Here is a 22,809-nt window from a genome sequence, read left to right on the forward strand (position 1 = left end):
AAGACCTGAAAAAGCATTTTCCAATGCAAAATGGCGTGTTCGGGCAGGTGACCGGCCAGCTTCGCGCGGTGGATGGTGTGAGTTTCAACATCCGCAAAGGCTCTATCTTTGGGTTGGTGGGGGAGTCGGGGAGTGGCAAAACCACCGTCGGCAGAACCCTGCTCGGCTTATATGAGAAGACGGCGGGCAGCGTGAAGTTTCGCGGCGAAGACCTCTCGGCACTGAAGCCCAAACAGCTGAAAGCCCTGCGGCCAAAAATCCAGCTGGTATTTCAGGATCCCTATAGCTCGCTGAACCCGCGAATTCGCGTGGGTGATGCCATCGGCGAAGCGATGCTGGAGCACAAGCTGTGCGCGCCGGGCGAGCTGCGCAGCAAAGTGCTGGAGGTGATGAAGATTTGCGGCTTATCCGAGCTGCACTACAACCGTTTCCCACACGAGTTTTCCGGCGGGCAGCGTCAGCGCATTGGTATCGCCCGGGCGCTTATCCTGCAACCAGACTTTATCATTGCCGATGAACCTATCTCGGCGCTGGACGTGTCGATTCAGGCGCAAATCATCAATCTTTTTTCGGATTTGCGCGATGACCACGGCGTCACTTTCCTGTTTATCTCCCACGACCTTGGGGTGGTGGAGCACCTGTGTGATGACGTGGCGGTGATGTATCTCGGGCAGATTGTCGAAACGGCCGATCGCGACACCCTGTTCCGCCAGCCGCTGCATCCTTACACTCAGGCTCTGCTGGCTGCGGTGCCGAGTTTAGAGCCCGGCAGCGTGCCGGTGGCGATGGCCAAAGGTGAGATCCCCGACCCGTCGCAGCCGCCGTCAGGATGTCGCTTCAACACGCGCTGCCCGTTAGCCACCGAGCGTTGCCGCAAAGAAGTGCCCCAACTGCGCGCTATTGGCGAAGCGGGGCATCGAGTGGCCTGCCACTTAGTGTGAATCTTGGGATGCGATAATCTCAGGATTTTGTGATTCTGAGATTTTATCGCCTCTCACCACCAGCATATAGGTCAGGGTAAATGACAGCACCAGCGCGATGGTCACCCCCATCAGGATGTAGATAAAGTAAGGGCCGATGTAGGCCGGCAGGCTGAAAATGCTCGACAAAATATAGCCATACAGCCGCACGCCGAAGAAAGCGATGAAGGCCGAGGCAATCGAACTGCTGATGGTGGTGGCGATAAAGGCTTTCTTATAGCGGGTCAGCACGCCAAACAGCGCCGGCTCGGTAATTCCCAGTAAGCCAGAGACGGCGGCCGAAACCACCAGCGTTTTCTCCTCGCGAGTTTTCACGTGGAAGTAGATGGCGAAGGTCGAACCGGCAATCGCCATGTTGGCCATGAACATCATTGGCATCAACATATCCCAGCCCTGATCGGTGAAGTTCTGCAAGGCAATCGGCGTCATGGCATGGTGCATGCCGGTCAAAATTGCCACTGGTCGGATGGCACCCACAATAAAGCCCGCGAACACCGACGAGACGTCAAACAGCCCCTGAATGAAGAATGCCAGCAGCTTGCCGAGGTAAATACCCGCCGGGCCAATCACGGACAGCGACACCAGCGCGGCGATAAACAGCGTCAGCGTTGGGGTGAACACGGTTTTCAGCACGTCCGGCATAAACCTGTCTACCCAGCGGTGAATATAGCTGAGCGCCAGAACCGAGAAAATCACCGGGATCACGCTGGCCGAGTAGTTAAACACCGAGACCGGAATGACATCCATAAAGTAAATCGCGCTGGCCGCGCCGGGCGTGTGGCTGGCCAGCGCCTTGGCGGCGTCGATAAGCGTCGGATACATCAAGCAGGCGGCTACCGCCGCCGCTAAATATTCATTGGTTTTAAAGATTTTTGCGGCAGAGACCGCGAGGAAGAAGGGCAGGAAGTAAAACACGCCGCTGGCGATCAGGTCGATCACCATCACGGTGTCGCTCTTGGCGGAAATCACTTTCAGCGCGATAAGCCCGGCAAGCAGGCCTTTGATCATCCCCGCGCCCGCGATGGCCGGAACGATGGGGCCAAAAACGCCCGAGACGGTATCCATAAACAGCGACACCAACCCTTTTCGCGCCTTCGGTTTGTCCGTCTTTTCCAGCGTCACCGGCTTGAGGTGGCTAACAATTTCCTCATACCACTCATTCACTTTCGGGCCGATGATAATTTGCACCTGTTCACTTTGGCTTTGCGCGCCTAATACGCCGGGCAGGGCTTTAATTTCCTGCCACGCCACTTTATTTTCGTCAATAAGATCGAAACGCAGGCGAGTCATGCAGTGCCAGACTTTATTAATATTTTCTGGCCCACCCACAAGCTGGATAATTTTCTGCATTGCTTCTGTTTTTGCCATAAAAACCCCACTGCGAACAGTTATTATTATGAAGTCGAAAATAATGACGTGAATAGCATGGAATACTAATGTTCCACGTCAACAAAAACAAACCAATAAAACATGATGCAACTCACAAAACCAACCTGCAAGGCGTGGCTTTGTGGGGGTTATAGATAATTGGTATGGTTTTTACTGGTCTTCGATGCTGAATGCCAAACCATTTAAAATGAATTAAATTTAAGGTTTACAACAGGGTTTAAAATAGGGTGAAATTGATGAAATCAGATTATTTCCATCCATCATGGTTACTCGATAAATAGCTTTTTAAGAGCAGTTTTATGTGAGCCACCGAGGAATAAATTATGCAGCCCACCCTTATTACTAATATTGAATGCCAGATAACTCGTCCCGATCGCCATAATCTGGTGGTGGTGACGATTGAGACAGATAAAGGCATTCGCGGACTGGGTTGCGCGACCTTCCAGCAGCGCCCGCTGGCGGTAAAACTGATGGTGGATGAGTATCTTAAGCCGCTGCTGATTGGCCGCGATGCCAACCACATCGAAGACCTGTGGCAGATGATGATGGTCAACGCTTACTGGCGCAATGGCCCGGTGATGAACAACGCCGTGGCCGGAATTGATATGGCGCTGTGGGACATTAAAGGCCAACTGGCGGATATGCCGCTCTACCAACTGTTTGGCGGGAAATCTAAAGACGCGATCACCGCCTACAGCCACGCGGCCAGTGACACGCTGGAAGGATTGTATGCTGAAGTAGATCGCCTGCTGGCGGAAGGCTATCGCCATATTCGCTGCCAGCTGGGGTTTTACGGCGGCAACGCGCAGGACTTCCACGGTACCAAAAATCCGACCGAGGGCGCGTACTACGATCAAGATCAGTACATGGATAACACCCTCGCCATGTTCAAAGCGCTGCGCGAGAAATACGGCAATCGCTTCCATATCTTGCACGACGTCCACGAGCGCTTATTCCCGCAGCAGGCTTTGCAGTTCGCCAAACAGGTGGAAGCCTTCCGCCCGTACTTCATCGAAGATATCCTACCGCCGCACCAAAACGAATGGCTGGAGCAGATCCGCAATCAAACGGCCGTGCCGCTGGCGACCGGTGAGTTGTTCAACAACCCGGCCGAGTGGAAAGATTTGGTGATCAACCGCCGTATTGATTTTATCCGCTGCCACGTTTCACAAATTGGCGGTATCACGCCAGCACTAAAACTGGGGAGCTTCTGCCAGAGCTTTGGCGTGCGCCTTGCCTGGCATTGCCCGCCGGACATGACGCCGATCGGCGCGGCGGTAAATACCCATCTGAACATTCATCTGCACAACGCGGCGATTCAGGAGTTCGTGGCCTATCCCGCTAACACCCAGCGCGTGTTCCCGGACGCAGTGAAACCCGAAGGTGGCTACTTCTATCCGATTGAAAAGGCGGGGATTGGCGTCGGCTTCGATGCTAAAGCCGCAGAGGAATTCCCGGTGGTCTATCGCCCACATGAATGGACCCAAAGCCGTTTGCCGAATGGCGCAATTCATACGCCGTAAAGCAGGGCGGTTAAAGGCGAAAGTGAGGGTTAAAAGGCTGGAGGTTCAAGTCTAATGACTCTCCCTGCTGAAGCTATGGTTGAGGGGCGATGGGCAATAATGATTCGGGTGATGTTCCGCGCACTCTTCAATCCACTGTTTATCAGCTGACGACGTAAATCCGGCGATATTTTCCGCAATTGAACCAGCTGCGACTCTATTGCTTCCCGGGTCTTAATGCTGAAATTGCCACCGTGGGTAACTTTGCTAAAATCGATCTGATAGAGACGATCTCCCTTTTTAACCACATCACCGACCTTTACAAAACGGTCTGAAATAAACCCTTGCTGAGTCGCGAAAATGTTCACTGAGCGAGGTTCACTGGTTATCACACCAAAGACGTTTATACGGCGGGTGTAGTTGCAGAGGGTTAACGCTGCAATGAAGATCGTTAAAAAGAGAAGTGACAATCCTAAAACTAGCCAAGCTGGGGCAGAGGGGGTTAATAATGCTTTACCTACCCACTTAGTCTGCTGGTGTTCTATCGATTCCTTTCGAAAAGAGAGCTTCATTTAGTGGTCTATTCTGGTTTTACAAAGAAATAGGTTAATGTTTTGAATACTATCCACCTTATTCCTATAAAGGAGGATGCGCTTAAAAACGCATCTGCAATGCTATTTCCATTGGACACAATATTTAAGTTTGATGCGTAGGCTAAAATAATACTCAGTGTTAAGGCGAAGATATTCGCTGCGGCGTGTATCCACTTACTGCAGGTCATCATTAGATTCCATTCTAAGTGTTAACGAAAACCGCGCCCTTAGACGCGATTGTTCAGGCTGGAGTGAATAATATGGCTATCGACGGCATTGCCCATTCACACTATTGCTATTATTATTGCCGCCAAATGCACCTTGATTGCGGCCCCCACTTGAGCCATTTCTAGAGCAAGAGACGGCAGTCGATAAACTAGCTAATGCAGCGGCTGCCGCCATTCCAGGAGGGCCTCCTGGTATACCTGCCATTGCTCCAAGAATACCATTTACGCCTGCTTGATTGGCGCAGGTGTCAGGTGCTCCGCGACTATTTTTATTTCGATCTGAGCGATAATCACCGGTATTACCGCCGGGGCCACCAGATATGTATTCCACTAATGAATTGTCAATAACTTTCATAAACGGCTCCTTGTTTATGGAAGTTGAATATTTAAATAATAATATATTTCTTATCGTGATCTAGATCTCATTATTAAACCTATCGTTTAATTTTTTATTGAACTTTTAGTTAATTAAATTAGTCGGTCTATTATAAACATCACTTTTCAATATGTTGTGTTGCTTTTTTTTATTTTATTTTATTTGAGATTTTTGTAATAAACCCTATTAGGAAATATGATTTTCATGAATTCATCAAGCTTCCTGCCAAACAATAATATATAAATTTCTGTTTTACAAAACAGCCTTATGATCATTAAATTCCTACCAAACACCTTCAATCATGTCTTAGGAACCCTGTGCGATGATAATGATAAAGCGGAAAGAAAGTATCAATGAGGTAGATTGGCAGGCGTTGGTCGAGCTGATTGATACCGCTGGTCTAGGTCTACGTGAGTCGGGCGATTTAGAAAATGCCTTTCGCCACAGCGCTTTCTGCTGGTTCGGCTATGAACAGGGCAAGCTTATTGCAGTGGCGAGAGCGATCAGTGATATGACCTGGTGCAGCTATCTTTCCGACGTAGCGGTGGTACCGCATCAGCAAGGCAAAGGTTATGGTCGGCAGCTCATGGAGGCGGTGCGAGAAGAGTTGCTGCCCTTCGGCAAGATCTTCATCTATGCCGCGCCGGATAAAATAGGTTTTTACCAGAGTCTCGACTTTGAATTACTGTCGACCGGCATGGTCTGCGCCAAAAGGGAGACCTTAGAAAAAATGCAAAAGCAGGGCTATATTAGGTCTGCCTAAAGGCCAAATTATCCTGATTGAAGGGGATGACATAGGTGCAGGAATAATCGATATCGACAATATCGCTGAACGCATACACCTGGCCGTCGCGCAGAATTCCACGATTAAGGATATGCATCGCCGGTGCGCCTTTCTTACAGCCGAGCAGCTCGGCCTGCACTTTATTAACTATCACGGCGTCGTAATGGGTGAGGGAGTGGGAAATCTGATAGCCCTTGCCCAGCACATATTGTTGAATAGAACTCTCAATCACCCTCTGGTTTAAATCGGTAAACAGGCTGAAGGGCATTCTGGCCTGTTCAATCTGCACGTTGTGCTGATTCACCGCGCGCAGCCGGGTAAAAGCCCAAATAAAGTCATCCACCGTCAGGCCAAAAATCTGCTGCTCTTCCTTGTCCGGGCGGCGTTTGTGCAGATTAAGCATGCGAAAGCTAATTTCAGCGAATTTCTTCTCGGTGATGGAGTTGTAAACCAACGGATTACTACTGATGCCGGGATTAATAAAAATCCCAGAACCCTGAACCACCCGCACCGCGCCGATATCCACCAGCTTCTCCAGCGCCTTGCGAATGGTGAAGCGAGAAGCGCCGTACTCCTCCGCCAGCTGGCGTTCGGGGGGAAGCTTGGTCGGGCGTTGATCTTCCGGCAGGGCGCTGCGTTGGTAAATTTTACTCAGCAAGTCCTGAGCAATAAATTCCTTCTTTTTCATCAACAACGCCCCGATTTAATCATTCTATTTCGCCAACTTTATCATTAAACAGAGCTTATTTAGCATCATGATGCTGGGTGAAGAGTGCCAGCAGGCTGTGCGGCGCGTCCTCCCCAAAGCACAATTCTAGATTTCGCGCGGCTTCTTCTGCCGCTGCCGCGCTGCGCGGGAAGAGTTCCTTTTCATAGGCGGCCAGCGCCACTTCTATATCGCCGAGGTGCGCGACGATGGCTTTTGCCAGTTCAGCACCGTCGAACATGGCCAGATTGGCGCCTTCACCGGCGAAGGGCGACATCAGGTGCGCCGCGTCGCCGAGCAGCGTCACGCCTGGTACCCGTTGCCACTGATGATCCACAGGCAGCACGGAAATGGCACGTACCACGGCGTCTTTTTCGCTGTCGGTGATAAGTGCAGTAAGCTCCGGTGCCCAGTCGGCGAACTCGGCGGCCACCTGCGCCTTAGCGCTCAGCGGAACGGAAAAATCAACAGTTGCTAGCCAAGCCTCAGGCTGTCTCAGGGCCGCGTAGGCATGCAGCGTGCCATTACCTTCACAGTGCGCCAGAATGCCCCGGTTTGGTTCGAGAGCAAACAGAGTTCCGCCGCCCACGGCTGCCGCGCTGGCCGGGTGATCTATATTGGCATTGTGCAGGTAGGTTTCAATGAAGGTCACTCCGGCATAGCTTGGCTTGGCGGGGGAGAGAAGAGGGCGGACCTTCGACCATGCGCCGTCAGCACCCACCAGAATATCCGTCACCAACGTCGAGCCATTGGCGAAGGTCAGCTGATGCTGCCCAGAGCCTAGCGGCGTTACTGACGTGACTTTATGCCCCCAGCGGATCATGCCCTCAGGCAGTGAATCCAGCAGTAACTTACGCAAATCGCCGCGATGCACTTCTGGCCTGCCACCATCGCCATCGTCCGGCTCATCAAGCAGCACCTTGCCGTGTTTATTCAGCACCCGCGATGCCTGAGCGCCGCGCTGGATAATTGCCTGAAACTGCTCGAAAAGCCCCGCAGCCTGAAGCGCAAGCTGGCCATTATAGTCGTGGATATCCAGCAAACCGCCCTGTGAACGCGCATCGGCAGAGGCTTCGGCTTCAAAAACGGTGGCGTTAATGCCGTGCAGATGAAGAACCCGGGCCAGCATTAAGCCTCCCAGACCTGCGCCCACGATGGCGATTGATTGGTTCATTCTGGGTCCTTTAGCACTTTAAAAAGATAAAATAGGGTCAGATTCAACGCTAAAGATGCCAGAAGGGTTCCCAAGAACTCAAATAAAAAGTTCTCTCTTAGATAAGGAGGGCTATTAAGCAGATCTAAGATGCCCTTGGCTTCAAAACTCTGGCTTTTAACTACACTCCATTGGCACCAACATTAGTTACAACATACTCATACGTGGAAGGATTTCCTGTAAGTGCAACCTGTAAGTTTAGCGGCTGAAATAGCGCCAGAGCCCCTCTGGAGCAAGCTTTAGCAGGGCGGATGTGGTGGCAAGGCGTGGGCAGTGTCTTAGCGAATAATCAGCTAAATAATTACGTAATGATCATTACGTAATTTATTGACGCTTGACCCTTAATGCCGTTTCATAGCCGCGATATCCAGCTTCTCTCTACTTAAAATCTTCGGGATCTTTTATGACTGAGTGCACTTCCCTGGACGTCCAACCTAACGCTTCTGCATTTAAACGATGGTTAAGTGTTATCTCGCTCGCCTTCGGCACCTTTGTTTTGATTAACACCGAATTCTTGCCGATAGGCTTACTGACCCCCCATTGCGCATTCGCTGAATGTTAGCGAAGGTAGAGCAGGGCTGGCGGTGATGCTGCCGGGGCTGGCAGCCGCAGCATCGGCGCTCCTGTTGATACTGTTTTCCCGCCAGCTGAATCGCCGCACTCTGCTGCTGTTCTTGTCTGCGATGGTGATTTTCTCTAACGCGGCGGCGATGCTCGCACCCTCTTTTGGAGTTTTGCTGATCGGTCGTATCATTTTGGGTATGGCCGTCGGGGGATTTTGGTCCTTTGCCATTCCTGCGGGCCGCCGCCTAGTGCCGGAAGAACAGGGAGCAAGAGCCACTTCACTGATTTCGGCGGGCGTGGCGGTGGGGACTGTCGCCGGGCTGCATGCTGGTGGTCTCGACGGTGAATTCCTGCCCGTCCACCTCGCCAGTACAAAGGGCTGTTAAGGCCGCGCGCTTTGAAACCGAATGCGCTCTCAGAGGCCGCATAGAGCTGGGAATGGTCGACGGCGATGTGCCGAAAACTGCCGATCCCGCCGCCTTAGCCAGCTTCTTCAGCACCCTGCTGAATGGCATGTCGATCAAAGCCAAAGAGGGCGCGTCGAAAGAGGCCATGATGGCGCTGGACGACAATGCTATGCGCGTTTGGCCCGAGTAAACTGCTGCTCAGTGATAGTGCTTCCCCACTGATCGCCTTGCCACTCTTTCGCCAGTTCAAAGCCAAAGGACTCATATAAACGCCTAGCGGCGGTGAGTTTGTTGAATGTCCAGAGCTGTACCGCCGAGAAACCTTGTTCATCGCAGAATTGCATCGCGGCGGCAATCAACTTTCTACCCGCGCCGCTGCCGCGACAGCCGTCATCAAGGATGAACCAGCGCAGGTGGGCATCGCCATTCGCCAGATCTTCACCATCAATCGCCACCGAGCCGACAATGCGTCCATTTTGCATCGCCAGCCAAATCTGATTGCCCGGCTTATCCAGACGTCCGGCAAAATCCGCCAGACCCGCCGCCACTTTGGCTTCAAAAAAGCTGCCGAAATTATGTTCTCTGGCGTAATAACTGCCGTGCATTTCAGTGATGCGGCCAATCATTCCGGGCTGGTAGCCACAAATGACTTTTACCTGATCTTTGCTTTCCCGCTCGCTCTCTTGGCGACAGGCTTTTAGCGCCTCGGCATAAAATCTCAACCCTTGTGAGACGGTCTGCTGCTGGTGGGGATTCATCTTTTGCAGGGCGGCGATCACCTGTTGGCTTCCGTAACTATTGATTTTTTCGACGGTTTTCCTGCCCTGCGCCGTCAGGGCAAGCTGCTTGATCCTCGCGTCGTCGGTAGATGGCGTTTCTTCCAGCTCACCGGTGCTCACCAGCTTAGTCAGCATGCGGCTGACGCTCGACTTCTCAAGCCCTAAAATCTGCACCAGTTGCGCCGCCGTCATCGAGCCATGGTTTTCCACTTCGAGCAGGGTATGGACCACCGATGGAGAGTATTGGGTGGCGGCCAGCCTGTTATGCATAAAACCCAACTCTCGCACCATTTTGCGGGAAGCGACGCGGATTTCTTCAACTATTTGGAGGGCTGAACTCATGGAAATCGATCTCTGAAATATGGTTGTATTATACAACCATATAGTAAGGGAGTCGTCAATATCGTTTGGGATTGTCTCACCTAAAGGCTATTGCAAATCGCACTCGGCGAATTTGAAAATCTTTTACCGTGCAATTTTTTACAATCCAGCTCCTTTTACCCGCGCCATACTCAGGTTTGCAGCTAAAAATCATGAATAAAAACCAGAGGAACATCGCATGACGCGCATTTTAAGCCGGACTCAACCTGAACTTATCACCAGTGAAAGCCCAATCTTGCGCACCGGCGAAGATGAAAAAGGGCGCTATTTTGTGGTCGAGCAGACGGTTTTTTATCCTCAGGGCGGCGGGCAGATGTCGGATCACGGCAGTGTGACCCAGCATGGCCAAAGCCATTTGGTGCGCCAGGCGCTGAATCATGGCGGGGAAGTGCACCATTACTTGGTAGATCCCCAAGTCAGTCTCGACATCGGTCAGCTCGCGACCTTAACTATTGACGCTGAGTTCCGCCGCAGGGCGTCGCTGGCCCATACGGCAGGGCATTTAATTGCCCACGTGGTGGAAACTCTGATGCCCTCTTTGGTGCCAGCTAAGGGCCACCACTTTTTGCCGGGTGCCTATGTGGAATTCACTGGAAACAGTGCCTTAGCCGCCGATCAGCTGCTGGAGCAGGTGCGCAGCAAGGTGGCGGAGGCAATTGAGCAGGATTTGCCTGTTACCATTGAAAGTATGTCTTTTGATGACATCGCCCGCCTGCGGCCAGAGCTGGCGGGGTCTATTCCGCAAAACGAAGAGATGCGCATTGTGCGCCTGGGCGACTATGTGCCGGTAGCCTGTGGTGGCACACATGCCGCCACCACCCAGGCATTAAGGGGGTTGGAACTGCGAAAAATCAAAGCTAAAGAGCGGATTAAAATCAGTTACGAATTTGCCTGAACACCCGTGCGGCTTGGTTTTTAGGCGTCTTTTAGTGGCTGGTGGTGAGTGTTTCTAATGCGGCTCAGGCTAACAATAATCGCCAGACCCGTGGCTATCACCGCCACCCACAAACTGAAATGAATCGCCTGAGCTTCGTGCGCCGCGTCACTCAGTGAAATCGACAAAATCACGCCTACCAGTGCCGTTCCCAGACACTGCCCGAAGGTGCGCATAATCGCCAACACGCCAGAGGCGTAGCCACTGTTTTCGCGCGAGGCGTTGGCCAGCATTTCGCGGTTATTGGGGCTTTGGAAGCAGCCAAACCCGATGCCGCATATCAGACTGCGCAAACAGATATCCCACATCGCCGCCTGTTCTGGCAGCAAAGAGAGCAGAATCAGTCCCAGCGCAAATATCCCCAGCCCAATGGTTGAAATTACCGCTGGCGAATGGCGGTCGGCCAGCCTCCCGGCGTGCGGCGCGGCGAGGATAATGCCAATCGGCCACGGGGTGAAAAGCAGGGCCGAGGTAAAGGCGCTATAGCCATAAACGTTTTGGAACAGAAACGGCAGGGCGACGAAGGTGATGCCCTGACTGACAAAGGACGCCAACGAGGTAAGTGACGCCAGAGAAAAGCGCGATGAGGCGAACATGCCAAGAGGCAGCAGCGGCTTGGGCGCGCGGCGCTGACGCCAGACAAAGGCTATCCCGGCCACAATGGCGGTCACGGCGTAGGCCACCGCGTCCAGCAGGCTCTGAGTTGAAAAATGGCCGTTTTCCGCATGGGAAAAGCTATTCGCGGCCATGATCAGCGCGCCGAGCGTGATGGCAGACAGCGCCCCTCCGGCGACATCAAAGGGTTGGCGAACCGTGCTGGTTTTGCCCGGCACCACGCGCAAAGCCAGAAGCAGCGCCACGACGCCCAGTGGGATATTAATCGCAAACAGCCATTGCCAGCTTAGCGCGGCGAGAATGGTGCCGCCGAGCATAGGTGCAACGGCCGTACTGGCGGCGATCAGCAGGGCATTCGCGCCCAGCACTCTTCCCAACAGGCGATTAGGGAACACGGTGCGCAAAATGGCCGGGCCGATACTCAAGGTTGCGGCGCCGCCAATCCCCTGTAGCAGCCGCATAGCGATCAGCATGTCCAGCGAGGAAGAGAACACGCAGCCCACCGACGCCAGCGTGAACAGGATCAGGCCGCCGCTGAACAGGGCGCGAAAGCCAATATGGCTGCCGAGGGCGGCGAAGATAGCCAGCGACATCGCCGCAGACAGCAGGTAGCCATTCGATACCCAAACGGCGGCGGCGGCGGAAACCTCGAGCGAGCGCGCGATTTGCGGCAGGGCGATATTGACCATCGAGCCGTCGAACACCACCATCGCCGCCATGGTCATCACGGTCAGCATGGCGAAGAAACGGTCGCGGCCGGGCAAGCCGTCGTCACAGGGTCGGTTGGAGAATAATTCCATAAATAGCCTTTACCACTCGTATTAAGTTGTCGATGAAGCAAATATACTCGTCGCTGAGATAAGGCGGAAGGCGCAGCATTTGCACTTATAACCTGCACCAGACGCCTTCTCACTTTGACTGACTCTGGAGTAAAACGCGCGTCATGACTGAACCCGATCTCAATTTACTTATCGCCCTCGACGTGCTGCTTAATGAAGTCAGCGTCGCCGCCGCCGCTCGCCGCCTGAGTCTCAGCGCCTCGGCGATGAGCCGCACCCTCAGCCGCCTGCGTGCCGTCACCGGCAACCCGCTGCTAGTAAGGGCCGGACGGCAGATGGTGCTCACGCCCTACGCCGAAGAGATCCGCGAACGCGCGCAAAACGCCGCGTTGGAAGCCCGCGCCGTGCTGCGCCCTGCGGCCACCGCGCTCAATGTTGCCACGCTAAAGCGTACCTTTACTCTACGCTCCAATGACGGTTTTATTACCGCGTTCGGCGCGGCGCTGATTGCCGCTGCCGCCGCAGAAGCGCCGGGTGTCTGTCTGCGCTTTCTGCCTAAGCCGGAGAAAAGCGCCAAACCGCTGCGGGAAGGGCGGGTAGATTTAGAAATTGGCGTGCTGGGCGAAATGGGGCCGGAGATCCGTTTGCAGACGCTATTTCGCGATAAGTTTGTCGGCGTGGTGCGCAAAGGCCACCCGCTGGCCCAAGAGGAGAAGATGAGCGTGGCGCGCTATGCCTCTTTCGGTCATGTTTTGGTGTCGCGCCGCGAAGGCATCACCGGGCCGGTGGATCAGGCCTTATCCGAACTAGGCTTTACCCGCAAAATTGCCGCCGTGGTGCCGGGCTTTTCCGCCGCGCTGGCGATTGCTCAGGCCTCAGACCTGGTGGCTCACGTCCCGGCATCATTCCTGATTAATCAGTCGGTTAATCAAACTGACGGCCAGCTCGCCAAACTCTGCTCTTTCCCACTGCCGGTGCAAACGCGAGAAATCACTATCTCGCAGATGTGGCACCCGAGATCTGAAGTGGATCCCGCCCATCGCTGGCTGCGGCAACTGGTGCTCAACGTTTGTCGGCGGCTGGCTCCCGGCTGATTCTCACCGCCGAAGTATTTAATTTATGCCCTTGAATTTACAGGCTGAAAGTCTGAAAAAAGTCTCGCATTTTTAATGCATAGGTTATGTCTTTTTCTTATTTGCCAGCGAGGGCGGGGTTTGAAAAACTCACGCCACAAAACTAGCCCGACGGGCACCTTCATTTTGGTTGTTTTTTATAGTTTAAGGAAAGACATTGTCTATGCGCACCTCTCTCAAACACGCGGTAAAAGCCTCTTTATTAACAGTTTCTTTGGCAAGCGCGCTGATCCTTAGCGGCTGTGGCCCGAAGAAAGATGACAACCACATCAAAGTCGGCATCAGCGCCGGTATTGACCAGCCGCTGTGGGACACGGTCAAAAAAGTTGCCAAAGAGAAATACAATCTCGACGTGGAAGTCGTCACTTTCACCGATTATGTGCTGCCAAACTCAGCATTGAGCAGCGGCGATATCGACGCCAACTCCTTCCAGCACGGCCCTTATCTGGAAAAACAGATTAAAGAGCGTGGCTATAAACTGGCGGCTGTAGGCAACACCTTCGTTTACCCAATCGCAGGCTATTCGCGCAAAATCAAATCCGTCTCCGAGCTGAAAGACGGCGCGCAGGTTGCCGTGCCAAATGACCCCACCAATCTGGGCCGCTCTCTATTGCTGCTGCAAAAACAGGGTTTGATTAAGCTGAAGGATAACGTGGGCTTACTGCCGACTTCTCTGGATATCGTCGAGAACCCAAAACACCTGAAAATTGTTGAAATTGAAGCGCCGCAGCTGACCCGCGCCATCGACGACGACAAAATCGACCTGGCCATCATCAACACCAACTACTCAAGCCAAGTCGGCCTGACGCCAGCTAAGAATGGCCTGTTTGTTGAAGATAAAAACTCACCTTACGTGAATATTATTGTGGCGCGTGAGGACAATAAAGACAGCCAGAAGGTGGAGGATTTGGTTAAGGCTTATCAAACTGATGAAGTTGCCGCCGCCGCCGACAAGATTTATCACGGTGATGCAGTAAAAGGTTGGTGATGATTGTGGAATCCTGAGATTTCAGGATTCCATGATGCTTACTGATTTATCTGACTATATATAACTAGTAGTGAGAAGGCGCGACGCCGAAAGCCCAGCGGAACGCGCGGTTGAAATGGCTTTGATCATAAAAACCCACTGCGGACGCGATGTCCGCAATGCTTCTTCCTGATTGCCCCAACAGGCTACAGGCCACTTCCAGCCGAAGGCGTTTCAGCCAGGCATAAGGCGTCATGCCGGTGTGTTTGCTGAAACAGCGCAGAAACTGAAATCGATTCAATCCGCACAACGCCGCCAGCTCGCTCAGTGAGATTTTCTCCGCCAGATGCGCGTGGCAGTATGCTTCAATCTCTCCCCATTGGCGTTTTGACAGACCCTGCTGCGTCTCCACCGGCTTGCTGACTTTCAGCTGAATAAACAGCGGTTCAAGCGCGGCTAAATATTGCTCGTCAAACGAATGCCCAGCAGTATCGCTTTTTTGCGCCATCAGCTGATGTAACACGGACAGGTGCTTACTGAGATCCGGCGCTTCAATAATACCTGCGCCGATCGCCAATGGCCGGTGGCGACCAGAAAACTCATCTGCCAGATTATTGAGCAAGACAGGCGCCACGCGGAAGGTGCGTAGGGTGTAGGCATTATTGTTTTCCGGCGTGCCGGTGTGGATCTCGCCGGGCGGCATAATCGAGATACGCCCGGCGCCCAGCAGCCCGCTTTGCCCTGAGAACTTTTGCCGCTGCGCGCCTTCGCTGATCAAGCCAATGTGGTAATCCAGATGGAAGTGCGGCTCAAAGCTGAAATCGGTGAAGTGCGCCTCACCCAGCACCATGCCCGGAATATCCTCCGGGCGGTAGTAACGCACTTGCTCAGGCTTACTCACCGATTGAGTCATGACGGTCAGGCCGGTTTTTGAGCCAGCAGAGTGGCGAAACGCATTTTGTAGCGATTGCCGTTGGCGTCGCGTTTGTGCAGTTCGCCGACGTCTTCGTTGTACTTCACAATGTTCCAACCTTGATAGTAATCACGCAGCTCGTTGGGCTGGAAGCTGAAGGGGAAAGGCAGCGGGCAAGGATAGTCCTGGCTATCCATGGCGGCCACAATCAGGTTGTAGCCCCCCGGTTGGGTGCTGGCGTGCATATCGGCAATGATATTCGGAATGCTGCTGCGCTCTAAGAACATCATCACTACGGTGGAGAGGATAAAATCATACTCGCCGCTAAAACGATGGGCATTGAGATTAATTTCCGCCGTCTCAATCCCTTGTAGAGATTCTGCCTCAATGATCTCATTGAGTTTGGCAATGCTCAGCGAGTTAAAGTCCCACGCGGTGACGCTTGAGCCTTTAAGATTGAGATACAGCGAGTTGCGACCACTGCCGCAGCCTAAATCTAACACCTTGCCCGGCGGAACCTGCTGGGCGGCAAAAATAACTTCGGAGTGCGTGCGGGTCAGGCCATATTTTTCGGCGTAGTAATCTTCTGCTGCTGGCTGGTTGGACATCATACTTTCCTTTGTCTCTGGATCCTCAGAATGCCGCCATTATCCTCCGAAAGCCGCGCATTTCCCCCAAGTTTTTGTCCCAAGTTTTTAACTCAGCGCATAGTACGATGCCTTTCGGCGACAATGGTATATACCGCGCTGCCGATTTTGTGCCCCTCTTCGGCAAGGGATCCCACCTGAAGCATGCCGACTTTTTCCAGCACCCGGCGTGAGGCGAGATGGTTCTCCCTTACGGTCGCGGAGATTTCCGCCAACTTGAGCTGCTCAAAGCCATAATCGAGGGCAGCGAAAGCCAGCTCGGTCGCCAGCCCCTGCCCCCAAACTTCCGTGGAAAATCGATAGCCAAGATTGATATTGCGCGTTTCATCGACCTTTCTGCGACTGAGGCCGCCACAGCCAATTACCTCAGCGGGCGCACTGCGCAGAGAAATTGCCCAGTTACCAAAGCCGTTGCGAGACCATTCGGCTAGCCAGCTGGTTAGTTTTGCTTGGGCATAGGCGATATCAGGATAAGGGCCAGCCGGATTGAAAAGGTGAGTCTGCGGATCGCCATAAATTGCCCAAACAGATTCCAAATCTGTCTGGGCGATAGGCCGGAGATATAAGCGTTCGGTTTCGATAATCATTCAATCATACCCCGTAAAATTCCAACACTTAGCTTAGTCAGACTTAATCAACCTGCCACCCGGTGTTGTAAAAAGTCGATAAAAGCCCGCACTTTTTCCGGTACGTGGCGGGTGTTGGGGTAGAGGGCATAAATTCCCTGAGCCGGAAAACGGTGATCGGGTAACAGATGAGTCAGCTTTTTAGTGAAAATGTCACTTTCAACCAGCCATACGGGCAGCAGCGCGATACCCGCGCCGTTGAGGGCGAAGGCTAATAAAGAGGAGGCGCTGTCGGCCATTAGCATCGGGCTTTGTCCGGCGTTGAACAGCACGCTTTCACCCGTTGGGGTCAGCACTTGCCAGGTTAGCGGGGTGTTCAGGCGACTATGGGCAATCCATCGTGCCTGCTCCAGCTGGGTTAAATCCGCGATGTTGCCGCCCCATTGCTGTAAATAGTCCGGAGAAGCGACGGGCAGAATATCAAAACGGTCGATCAGCGCTGCGTGGTGGCTGGAGTCCGCCAACTGCCCGAGGCGAATTGCCACGTCAAAACGGCCAGAAATCAGGTCGTCGTGATTCGACGAAGAGACGTGCTGAATGCGCAGTTGCGGGTGAAGCAGGGAGAAAGCCGCCAGAGCCGGAACCACCACGCGCGCGCCATATTCCGGCGTGGTGGTGATGCGCAGCAAACCTTGCAGGCCAGAGTGATCGCGGCGTACGTCGTCGAGCACGCTTTCGGCGTCTTGTAGCAGTTGCAGGCAGCGCAGGTAAAATCGCTCTCCGGCGTCGGTCATGGCAATGCGCCGGGTGCTGCGGGTTAGCAGGGCGACACCCAGTTCGTTTTCCAGCTGCTTAATGTTGAAACTAACCACGGCTTTAGTCAGGCCGAGGGTATTAGCCGCGGCGGTAAAACTGCCCGCCGCCACGACGGCAACGTACATTTCAAGGCGCTGTAAATTCAGCATGATTTCTCACTTTACCGGCATTATTGTCAAAATTATTTTGACAGTGTAACGCCGGTAAGCCAATTTATCTCGGCCAGTTAAAGCTCTAGACTGCACGCTTTCCTGCTTTATATTCTGAGAACTTCATGACTTACCGGATGCGCGTCGCCAGCGTCTACCTGCTGGGCTTTTTTGTCGATCTGATCAATATGTTTATCGCTAACGTGGCCTATCCGGATATTGGCCGCCACTTCGACGCCCCCGTCAGCCTGCTGGCTTGGGTCAGCAATGGCTATATTCTTGGCCTGACGTTGATTATTCCTCTCAGCCGCTGGCTGGCTCAGTGCATCGGCGCTAAGCGACTGTTTATCATCTCATTATTGATATTTATTCTTGGCTCCTGCGGCGCGGGATTGTCAAATTCCATGGCGCAGCTGATTGGCTGGCGTGTGGTGCAAGGTCTTGGTGGGGGCCTGCTGATCCCCCTCGGCCAGACGCTGACTTATGCCCTTTACCCGAGTCACCAGCGAGCCAAGCTTTCGTCCGTGATCATGCTGGTGGGGTTGATGGCTCCGGCATTATCCCCGGCAGTTGGGGGGATGATTGTCGACAGCCTGAGCTGGCGCTGGGTGTTTTTTGCCTCACTGCCACTGGCGGTTGTGGCGCTAATTCTGGCAGCCTGCTGGTTAAAACCTGAAATCGAAAAAGTCGCCGCCGGGCATTTCGACGGGCGAGGTTTGCTGATGCTGTGCGGCGCTTTAACCCTGATTTTGCTCGGCCTGACTTATCTGGGGGACGGCCAGCAGATGCTGTTCGGCGGCGGGTTGCTGCTAGCGGGAGCCTTGCTAATGGCGGCTTATGTGCTTTACTCGCTGCGTTTACCTCAGCCGCTGCTCAATTTGCGACTGGTGCAGGATCCGCTGCTGCGCATTTCGATGATTATCTATCAGTTCATTCCCGGGCTGTTTACCGGCGTCAGTCTGGTCGCCATGCTCTATCTGCAAGACCAGCTCAAGATGCACGCGGCGCAGGTGGGGATTTTGATGCTGCCGTGGTCGCTGGCCTCTTTTATTGCCATTAGCCTGACGGGGAAAACGTTCAACAAGCTTGGACCGCGCCCGCTGTTTATTGCTGGCTGTCTGGTACAGGGGATGGGCATTGCGACGCTGACGCAGATCAGCGGCGCGACGGATATCGGCCTGCAACTTACCGCCTTCGCGCTGATGGGCTTTGGCAGCAGTTTGTGCAGCAGCACGGCGCAAAGCACGGCGTTTATCCAGATTGAAGACCGCCAGTTGGCCGACGCCAGCGCGCTGTGGAACATCAACCGCCAGCTGAGTTTTTGCCTCGGCGTAACCCTGCTTAGCCTGTTACTCAACCTTTTGCTCAGCTACTCGGGCCTGAGTGCTGAACGCGCCTACCAATTCTGCTTTTTGCTGGCCGCCCTCAGCGTCTTTATTCCCATTGCGCTGTGTTGTCGAATCGCCAATCGCAGCCTTGTTAACACCTTAAATCAGGAGTCAACGTGAACCGTTATTTTCAGGAAGTGCTTGATGCACATGATTTAATCGCCAGCTGGCTGGGTAATGCTAACTCCCCGCAAACCACCTGTGACCAGCTGCTGGGCCGCTTCAGCCCGCAATATTCGATGGTGACATTGAGTGGCCATGTATTGGATTTTGAGAAGTTATGCGGATTTTTCCAATCGCAGCATGGCGCAAAAATCGGCCTTCAAATTGAAATCGAACAGATGAAGTTGGTGGCAGAAAGCGCCGACGGCGGAGTGGTTAGCTATCAGGAGCGTCAGCAGCTTCCCGGCCAGAACGCCACGCTGCGCTACTCGACCGTGGTGTTTTCAGCCGATGCGGATGGCAAAGTGATCTGGCGACATTTACACGAAACCGCCGCCGCAAAGGGATAAGCCGGACTATCATTTAAACAGCGAAAGGTCCGCATTTCGGGCCTTTATTGTTTGTCCACCAGGCGCAGATTGCGCTGCTTCATAATGCGATGCAGGTTAGTTTCCACCCAGTCCGTTAGCCCAGTGAGCTGTGTTTGTACCTCAACGCCTAACGGGGTCAGGCTGTATTCCACGTGGGGCGGCACCACGGGGTAGGAGATGCGATCCACAAAGCCGTCGGTTTCCAGCGTTTGTAAGGTTTGGGCCAGCATCTTCTCGCTAACTCCGTTAATTTTACGGCGTAATTCGCTAAATCGCTGGGTGCCATCGCTCAGAGCAATCAGCACTAAAACACCCCAGCGACTGGTGACGTGACTGAGAATTTCGCGGGACGGGCAGTCGGCGCTCATCACTTCGCCCCGGCGAAGACGCTCTCCGAGGATGTTCTCCATGACCTGCTCTTCGCCCGTTTCGATCGGCAATGATGTTAATTTCATACTAACCTTTTTGTACGTACTTACGAAAAGTTAGTATATCGCATAGGATGTATTTCACGGACGCGATATTCAGACTGTTTCGTCATAAGACGACCGTCCAATCGAACTTAATTCACTTTCGGAGAAACATCATGATCGCTATTACCGGTGCTACCGGCCAACTCGGCCGCCTTGTTATCGCAGCATTGTTGAAGAAAGTGCCCGCGAACCAGATCGTCGCGGCAGTGCGCAGCCCTGCAAAAGCCAAAGACCTGTCTGACCTCGGCGTCGATGTGCGTCAGGCGGATTACACCCAGCCCGAAACGCTGGAAAGTGCCTTCAAAGGTGTGGAAAAAGTGCTGCTAATTTCTTCTAACGAAGTGGGCCAGCGCGAGGCCCAGCATCAGGCGGTGATTGACGCGGCCAAACGCGCCGGGGTGAAATTGATTGCCTATACCAGCTTGCTGCACGCCGACACGACCAAACTGGGATTGGGCACCGAGCACCGCGCGACCGAGGCGGCACTCAAAGCCTCTGGCGTGCCTGCGGTGATTTTGCGCAACGGCTGGTATACCGAAAACTACGCCGCGAGTATTGCTCCGGCTCTGGCTCACAATGCGTTTATCGGCGCAGTTGGCGAAGGCCGCATCTCTTCAGCAGCTCGTGAAGACTATGCCGAAGCCGCGGCGGCGGTATTGCAGTTGGAAAATCAGGGCGGGAAAATCTACGAGCTGGCTGGCGATGAAAGCTACACATTGGCCGAGTTCTCCGCCGAGATTGCGCGCCAGTCGGGCAAAAAAGTCGACTACGTTAATCTGTCGCAAGATGAGTTCGCCAAAGCATTGCTTGGCGCAGGCCTGCCGGAAGGTTTCGCCAATATGCTGGCTGATTCAGACGCCGGTGCGGCGAAGGGTGGCCTGTTTGACGACAGCAAAACCCTGAGCAAACTGATTGGGCATAAAACGACGCCTTATCAAGATGTTATTGCGGCGACCTTAAAGTCTCTTTAAGTTCTGGACAGATTGAAACCGGCGCTGTGGGTCAATAGCGCCGGTTTTTTATTGGCGTTTTAACAGCAATCCCAAGACAAAAATCCCTCCTAGTCCGGCAGTGATAATGCCAATCGGCAGCTCCTGTGGTGCAATCAGTAACCTGCTCAGCAGGTCGCCGCCCGACATTAAAATGGCACCAAACAGTCCCACTACCGGCAGCAATAAACGATGGCGAACCCCGCACAGCGGCCGCGCCAGGTGGGGCACCATCAAGCCAACAAAGCCAATCACCCCCGTCAAAGAGACCAACAAAGAGGTCGCCAGCGCGCAGCCGAGGAAGATTTCAATCCGCAGGCGGGTGAGGTTTATTCCCAGAGAAATAGCGGTTTGTTCTCCTGCCAGCAGGGCATCCAGCCAGCGCCAGCGCAACGCGACCAAGGCAAACAGTAGCGCAACGGCCGCCACAGCAAAGCCAATGTTGTCCCATCGCGCCAGCCCTAATCCGCCCAGCGACCAAAATAGCACCGAACCTGCCGCGCGCTGATCGCCCGAGAACACCAGATAGTTGGTGAGTGCGCCAAACAGGAAAGAGATCGCCAGCCCGCTAATCACCAGCTTTTCTGCCCCTTTGGCGCGTTGCAGCATAAACAGCAGCATCACCGAAACCGCAGAAAGAATGCCGCCCGCGAAGGCCGAAATCGGCAAACCCCACGCGCCGAGCCGATCGCCATAGCGGGTGATCACCGCCACGGCTCCGGCGGAGGCCCCGGAAGAGAGCCCGAACAAAAAGGGGTCGGCCAGTTCATTGCGGGTAGTGGTTTGCAGTAGGGCGCCCACCATCGCCAGACCCGCTCCGGTCAGCGCCGCCAACAAACTTCGCGGCAGGCGTAACTCGAACACGATGCGATGGATCATGTCAGGAACCGGGGCCTGATAAAGCCCCAGCGAGGATAAAACCTGCGCAATCGGCAGGGAAACGCTCCCCGCCGCGACGCCCAGCAGCATCAGTAATATCAGCGTGAAAAGGCTCAGCGCAATAATCAAAAAATAGCGAAAACGACCCATTTTCAACGCGTTGCGTCCGGGTAAAGCACCTTGGCGAGTTTTTCCACTGCGTCAATATTCGCCGGACCCGGCGTCAACTCGCTGTACTGTAACTTCACGTAGCGATGATTTTTAACCGCGGGCGTCTCCTTCATTAATGGGTGAGATTCGAGGAAATGCTGTAAGGCCGCCGCGCCGCCGCCGGTTTGGTAATCCAGCAACACAATCACATCCGGCTCTTGGGTCGCCACGTTCTCCCATGAGGTGGTGGTCCAACTGGCGTCCAGATTGTCCATAATGTTTTTACCCCCGGCGGCTTCAATAATTGCCGTCGGCATGGCGTATTTCCCGCTGGTGAAGGGCTTGTCCTCGCCGGAATCATACACAAAAACTTTTAGCGCTTTCTGTTTACCTATCTTCTGTTGCATGGCTGCGACGCGAGCTTTCCAGCCATCGACCAATTTTTGCGCCTCTTCGCGTTTGCCGAAAATTTCGCCCAGCTTCAACTCGTCGCCATACAGCAAATCCATGCTGGCGCGCGGGCGATGCTTGTCGACAAAAATACAGCTTTCGGTCAGCACCAGCGTTTTCACCCCGTAGTGGGCGAGCGACTGTGGCGTGACGTCGCCGCCCAATTTCATGCCATAGTTCCAACCGGCAAAAAACAGGTCAGGGGCGACGGTAACCAGAGTTTCTAAAGAGGGGTATTTGGCAGCCAGTTCGGGGATATTTCCCTGCTGAATCTTGAATTCTGGCGTCACTTTGTACCAGCCGCTAATCCCGGTCACGCCAACAATATGGCTTTGCAAACCCAAAGCAAAAGCCATTTCCGACATATTTAAATCGTTGATCACGGCGCGCTGCGGGGCCTGAGTAAAAGTCAGCGGCTGGCCGCAGTTGTCCACCGTAACCGGGAAGCCGCTGGCAAAGGTCAAACTGGAGAACAGTAAACCGGGCAACAGAAAGGCGAGTTTTTTCATGAGGTTGTCCTAGAGAAA

25 protein-coding genes are annotated in these 22,809 nt (G+C 53.8%); 11 read left to right on the forward strand and 14 right to left on the reverse strand.

Features of this window, described 5'->3' with window-relative positions; translation table 11 throughout:
* Nucleotides 1-23 precede the first annotated feature (23 nt).
* Nucleotides 24-941 carry an oligopeptide/dipeptide ABC transporter ATP-binding protein gene (locus SBO83_RS16045; RefSeq protein WP_396132267.1) on the forward strand — a complete coding sequence of 306 codons (918 nt, stop codon included), beginning with the start codon at nt 24-26 and terminating at the stop codon, nt 939-941.
* On the opposite strand, the gene SBO83_RS16050 is transcribed toward SBO83_RS16045, so the two are convergent.
* Complete coding sequence (locus SBO83_RS16050) at nt 933-2,348, reverse strand: PTS transporter subunit EIIC (protein ID WP_278883240.1); 1,416 nt, start codon at nt 2,346-2,348, stop codon at nt 933-935. The two genes, SBO83_RS16045 and SBO83_RS16050, sit on opposite strands and share 9 nt — an antisense overlap.
* A 344-nt stretch (nt 2,349-2,692) precedes the next feature.
* Between SBO83_RS16050 and SBO83_RS16055 the strand changes: the two genes are divergently transcribed.
* Entirely contained in the window at nt 2,693-3,892 is a 1,200-nt protein-coding gene (locus SBO83_RS16055) for an enolase C-terminal domain-like protein (protein WP_396132222.1), read from the forward strand.
* A 29-nt stretch (nt 3,893-3,921) separates the two neighbouring features.
* On the opposite strand, the gene SBO83_RS16060 is transcribed toward SBO83_RS16055, so the two are convergent.
* Nucleotides 3,922-4,443: a P-loop NTPase family protein gene (locus SBO83_RS16060; RefSeq protein ID WP_396132223.1), complete on the reverse strand. Its 522-nt coding sequence runs from the start codon at nt 4,441-4,443 to the stop codon at nt 3,922-3,924.
* A gap of 285 nt (nt 4,444-4,728) precedes the next feature.
* Nucleotides 4,729-5,046, reverse strand: coding sequence for a hypothetical protein (locus SBO83_RS16065; RefSeq protein ID WP_396132224.1), 318 nt, complete (start codon nt 5,044-5,046; stop codon nt 4,729-4,731).
* 343 nt (nt 5,047-5,389) lie between these two features.
* Between SBO83_RS16065 and SBO83_RS16070 the strand changes: the two genes are divergently transcribed.
* Nucleotides 5,390-5,830: a GNAT family N-acetyltransferase gene (locus SBO83_RS16070; RefSeq protein WP_396132225.1), complete on the forward strand. Its 441-nt coding sequence runs from the start codon at nt 5,390-5,392 to the stop codon at nt 5,828-5,830.
* On the opposite strand, the gene SBO83_RS16075 is transcribed toward SBO83_RS16070, so the two are convergent.
* Both SBO83_RS16075 and SBO83_RS16080 read right to left on the reverse strand, forming a co-directional pair.
* The gene (locus SBO83_RS16075) at nt 5,817-6,539 is read right to left on the reverse strand and encodes a UTRA domain-containing protein (protein ID WP_396132226.1); all 723 of its coding nucleotides are present in this window, start codon (nt 6,537-6,539) and stop codon (nt 5,817-5,819) included. The genes SBO83_RS16070 and SBO83_RS16075 overlap by 14 nt on opposite strands.
* 55 nt (nt 6,540-6,594) lie before the next feature.
* Complete coding sequence (locus SBO83_RS16080; protein WP_396132227.1) at nt 6,595-7,731, reverse strand: FAD-dependent monooxygenase; 1,137 nt, start codon at nt 7,729-7,731, stop codon at nt 6,595-6,597.
* Between the two features lie 626 nt (nt 7,732-8,357).
* On the opposite strand from SBO83_RS16080, the gene SBO83_RS16085 reads away from it, so the two are divergent.
* Together SBO83_RS16085 and SBO83_RS16090 are read left to right on the forward strand one after the other, a co-directional pair.
* Complete coding sequence (locus tag SBO83_RS16085) at nt 8,358-8,720, forward strand: MFS transporter (protein ID WP_396132228.1); 363 nt, start codon at nt 8,358-8,360, stop codon at nt 8,718-8,720.
* A gap of 52 nt (nt 8,721-8,772) precedes the next feature.
* Nucleotides 8,773-8,931 (forward strand): hypothetical protein, encoded by a 159-nt coding sequence (locus SBO83_RS16090; protein WP_396132229.1) that lies wholly within the window; start codon nt 8,773-8,775, stop codon nt 8,929-8,931.
* Here SBO83_RS16090 and SBO83_RS16095 read toward each other — a convergent pair.
* On the reverse strand, nt 8,909-9,862 hold the full coding sequence (locus SBO83_RS16095; RefSeq protein ID WP_396132230.1) for a bifunctional helix-turn-helix transcriptional regulator/GNAT family N-acetyltransferase: 954 nt from the start codon (nt 9,860-9,862) through the stop codon (nt 8,909-8,911). The genes SBO83_RS16090 and SBO83_RS16095 overlap by 23 nt on opposite strands.
* Nucleotides 9,863-10,079: 217 nt before the next feature.
* Here SBO83_RS16095 and SBO83_RS16100 point away from each other — a divergent pair, with 217 nt between their 5' ends.
* The gene (locus tag SBO83_RS16100) at nt 10,080-10,796 is read left to right on the forward strand and encodes an alanine--tRNA ligase-related protein (protein WP_396132231.1); all 717 of its coding nucleotides are present in this window, start codon (nt 10,080-10,082) and stop codon (nt 10,794-10,796) included.
* A gap of 20 nt (nt 10,797-10,816) precedes the next feature.
* Here the strand turns inward: SBO83_RS16100 and SBO83_RS16105 are convergent, their stop codons facing one another.
* The gene (locus SBO83_RS16105) at nt 10,817-12,250 is read right to left on the reverse strand and encodes an MFS transporter (protein ID WP_396132232.1); all 1,434 of its coding nucleotides are present in this window, start codon (nt 12,248-12,250) and stop codon (nt 10,817-10,819) included.
* A gap of 143 nt (nt 12,251-12,393) precedes the next feature.
* Here SBO83_RS16105 and SBO83_RS16110 point away from each other — a divergent pair, with 143 nt between their 5' ends.
* Entirely contained in the window at nt 12,394-13,323 is a 930-nt protein-coding gene (locus tag SBO83_RS16110) for a LysR substrate-binding domain-containing protein (protein WP_396132233.1), read from the forward strand.
* Nucleotides 13,324-13,525: 202 nt separating this feature from the next.
* Nucleotides 13,526-14,350 (forward strand): methionine ABC transporter substrate-binding lipoprotein MetQ, encoded by an 825-nt coding sequence (gene metQ, locus SBO83_RS16115; RefSeq protein ID WP_396132234.1) that lies wholly within the window; start codon nt 13,526-13,528, stop codon nt 14,348-14,350.
* A 64-nt stretch (nt 14,351-14,414) separates the two neighbouring features.
* On the opposite strand, the gene SBO83_RS16120 is transcribed toward metQ, so the two are convergent.
* From SBO83_RS16120 to SBO83_RS16135, 4 genes are all read right to left on the reverse strand, one after another.
* Nucleotides 14,415-15,242, reverse strand: coding sequence for an AraC family transcriptional regulator (locus SBO83_RS16120; protein WP_396132235.1), 828 nt, complete (start codon nt 15,240-15,242; stop codon nt 14,415-14,417).
* A gap of 5 nt (nt 15,243-15,247) precedes the next feature.
* Entirely contained in the window at nt 15,248-15,850 is a 603-nt protein-coding gene (gene tehB / locus SBO83_RS16125) for a tellurite resistance methyltransferase TehB (RefSeq protein ID WP_396132268.1), read from the reverse strand.
* A 92-nt stretch (nt 15,851-15,942) separates the two neighbouring features.
* Nucleotides 15,943-16,476, reverse strand: a complete 534-nt coding sequence (locus SBO83_RS16130) for a GNAT family N-acetyltransferase (protein WP_396132236.1) — start codon at nt 16,474-16,476, stop codon at nt 15,943-15,945.
* Between the two features lie 47 nt (nt 16,477-16,523).
* Nucleotides 16,524-17,420: a LysR substrate-binding domain-containing protein gene (locus SBO83_RS16135; RefSeq protein WP_396132237.1), complete on the reverse strand. Its 897-nt coding sequence runs from the start codon at nt 17,418-17,420 to the stop codon at nt 16,524-16,526.
* Between the two features lie 125 nt (nt 17,421-17,545).
* Here SBO83_RS16135 and SBO83_RS16140 point away from each other — a divergent pair, with 125 nt between their 5' ends.
* Nucleotides 17,546-18,928 carry an MFS transporter gene (locus SBO83_RS16140; RefSeq protein WP_396132238.1) on the forward strand — a complete coding sequence of 461 codons (1,383 nt, stop codon included), beginning with the start codon at nt 17,546-17,548 and terminating at the stop codon, nt 18,926-18,928.
* Nucleotides 18,925-19,320, forward strand: coding sequence for a DUF4440 domain-containing protein (locus SBO83_RS16145; protein WP_396132239.1), 396 nt, complete (start codon nt 18,925-18,927; stop codon nt 19,318-19,320). The genes SBO83_RS16140 and SBO83_RS16145 overlap by 4 nt, the downstream gene beginning before the upstream one ends.
* A 44-nt stretch (nt 19,321-19,364) precedes the next feature.
* Here the strand turns inward: SBO83_RS16145 and SBO83_RS16150 are convergent, their stop codons facing one another.
* Nucleotides 19,365-19,751 (reverse strand): winged helix-turn-helix transcriptional regulator, encoded by a 387-nt coding sequence (locus SBO83_RS16150; RefSeq protein ID WP_396132269.1) that lies wholly within the window; start codon nt 19,749-19,751, stop codon nt 19,365-19,367.
* 176 nt (nt 19,752-19,927) lie between these two features.
* Here SBO83_RS16150 and SBO83_RS16155 point away from each other — a divergent pair, with 176 nt between their 5' ends.
* Complete coding sequence (locus SBO83_RS16155) at nt 19,928-20,785, forward strand: NmrA family NAD(P)-binding protein (protein WP_396132240.1); 858 nt, start codon at nt 19,928-19,930, stop codon at nt 20,783-20,785.
* A 48-nt stretch (nt 20,786-20,833) separates the two neighbouring features.
* Here the strand turns inward: SBO83_RS16155 and SBO83_RS16160 are convergent, their stop codons facing one another.
* The gene (locus SBO83_RS16160; protein WP_396132241.1) at nt 20,834-21,832 is read right to left on the reverse strand and encodes an iron chelate uptake ABC transporter family permease subunit; all 999 of its coding nucleotides are present in this window, start codon (nt 21,830-21,832) and stop codon (nt 20,834-20,836) included.
* 2 nt (nt 21,833-21,834) lie between these two features.
* Complete coding sequence (locus tag SBO83_RS16165) at nt 21,835-22,791, reverse strand: ABC transporter substrate-binding protein (RefSeq protein WP_396132242.1); 957 nt, start codon at nt 22,789-22,791, stop codon at nt 21,835-21,837.
* Between the last annotated feature and the right edge of the window lie 18 nt (nt 22,792-22,809).

It is taken from the genome of Ewingella allii (assembly GCF_044430645.1).
GTDB classification, from domain to species: Bacteria; Pseudomonadota; Gammaproteobacteria; order Enterobacterales; family Enterobacteriaceae; genus Ewingella; species Ewingella allii.

What these genes read in the sequence shown, in the direction of transcription:
- SBO83_RS16095 (WP_396132230.1), bottom strand. Translation starts at nt 9,862, where the DNA reads ATGAGTTCAGCCCTCCAAATAGTTGAAGAAATCCGCGTCGCTTCCCGC.
- SBO83_RS16155 (WP_396132240.1), top strand. Translation starts at nt 19,928, where the DNA reads ATGATCGCTATTACCGGTGCTACCGGCCAACTCGGCCGCCTTGTTATC.
- SBO83_RS16100 (WP_396132231.1), top strand. Translation starts at nt 10,080, where the DNA reads ATGACGCGCATTTTAAGCCGGACTCAACCTGAACTTATCACCAGTGAA.
- SBO83_RS16150 (WP_396132269.1), bottom strand. Translation starts at nt 19,751, where the DNA reads ATGGAGAACATCCTCGGAGAGCGTCTTCGCCGGGGCGAAGTGATGAGC.
- SBO83_RS16110 (WP_396132233.1), top strand. Translation starts at nt 12,394, where the DNA reads ATGACTGAACCCGATCTCAATTTACTTATCGCCCTCGACGTGCTGCTT.
- SBO83_RS16140 (WP_396132238.1), top strand. Translation starts at nt 17,546, where the DNA reads ATGACTTACCGGATGCGCGTCGCCAGCGTCTACCTGCTGGGCTTTTTT.
- SBO83_RS16135 (WP_396132237.1), bottom strand. Translation starts at nt 17,420, where the DNA reads ATGCTGAATTTACAGCGCCTTGAAATGTACGTTGCCGTCGTGGCGGCG.
- SBO83_RS16070 (WP_396132225.1), top strand. Translation starts at nt 5,390, where the DNA reads ATGATAATGATAAAGCGGAAAGAAAGTATCAATGAGGTAGATTGGCAG.
- SBO83_RS16065 (WP_396132224.1), bottom strand. Translation starts at nt 5,046, where the DNA reads ATGAAAGTTATTGACAATTCATTAGTGGAATACATATCTGGTGGCCCC.
- SBO83_RS16055 (WP_396132222.1), top strand. Translation starts at nt 2,693, where the DNA reads ATGCAGCCCACCCTTATTACTAATATTGAATGCCAGATAACTCGTCCC.
- SBO83_RS16130 (WP_396132236.1), bottom strand. Translation starts at nt 16,476, where the DNA reads ATGATTATCGAAACCGAACGCTTATATCTCCGGCCTATCGCCCAGACA.
- SBO83_RS16075 (WP_396132226.1), bottom strand. Translation starts at nt 6,539, where the DNA reads ATGAAAAAGAAGGAATTTATTGCTCAGGACTTGCTGAGTAAAATTTAC.
- SBO83_RS16060 (WP_396132223.1), bottom strand. Translation starts at nt 4,443, where the DNA reads ATGAAGCTCTCTTTTCGAAAGGAATCGATAGAACACCAGCAGACTAAG.
- SBO83_RS16085 (WP_396132228.1), top strand. Translation starts at nt 8,358, where the DNA reads ATGCTGCCGGGGCTGGCAGCCGCAGCATCGGCGCTCCTGTTGATACTG.
- SBO83_RS16120 (WP_396132235.1), bottom strand. Translation starts at nt 15,242, where the DNA reads ATGACTCAATCGGTGAGTAAGCCTGAGCAAGTGCGTTACTACCGCCCG.
- SBO83_RS16080 (WP_396132227.1), bottom strand. Translation starts at nt 7,731, where the DNA reads ATGAACCAATCAATCGCCATCGTGGGCGCAGGTCTGGGAGGCTTAATG.
- SBO83_RS16045 (WP_396132267.1), top strand. Translation starts at nt 24, where the DNA reads ATGCAAAATGGCGTGTTCGGGCAGGTGACCGGCCAGCTTCGCGCGGTG.
- SBO83_RS16050 (WP_278883240.1), bottom strand. Translation starts at nt 2,348, where the DNA reads ATGGCAAAAACAGAAGCAATGCAGAAAATTATCCAGCTTGTGGGTGGG.
- SBO83_RS16160 (WP_396132241.1), bottom strand. Translation starts at nt 21,832, where the DNA reads ATGGGTCGTTTTCGCTATTTTTTGATTATTGCGCTGAGCCTTTTCACG.
- SBO83_RS16165 (WP_396132242.1), bottom strand. Translation starts at nt 22,791, where the DNA reads ATGAAAAAACTCGCCTTTCTGTTGCCCGGTTTACTGTTCTCCAGTTTG.
- metQ (WP_396132234.1), top strand. Translation starts at nt 13,526, where the DNA reads ATGCGCACCTCTCTCAAACACGCGGTAAAAGCCTCTTTATTAACAGTT.
- tehB (WP_396132268.1), bottom strand. Translation starts at nt 15,850, where the DNA reads ATGTCCAACCAGCCAGCAGCAGAAGATTACTACGCCGAAAAATATGGC.
- SBO83_RS16105 (WP_396132232.1), bottom strand. Translation starts at nt 12,250, where the DNA reads ATGGAATTATTCTCCAACCGACCCTGTGACGACGGCTTGCCCGGCCGC.
- SBO83_RS16090 (WP_396132229.1), top strand. Translation starts at nt 8,773, where the DNA reads ATGGTCGACGGCGATGTGCCGAAAACTGCCGATCCCGCCGCCTTAGCC.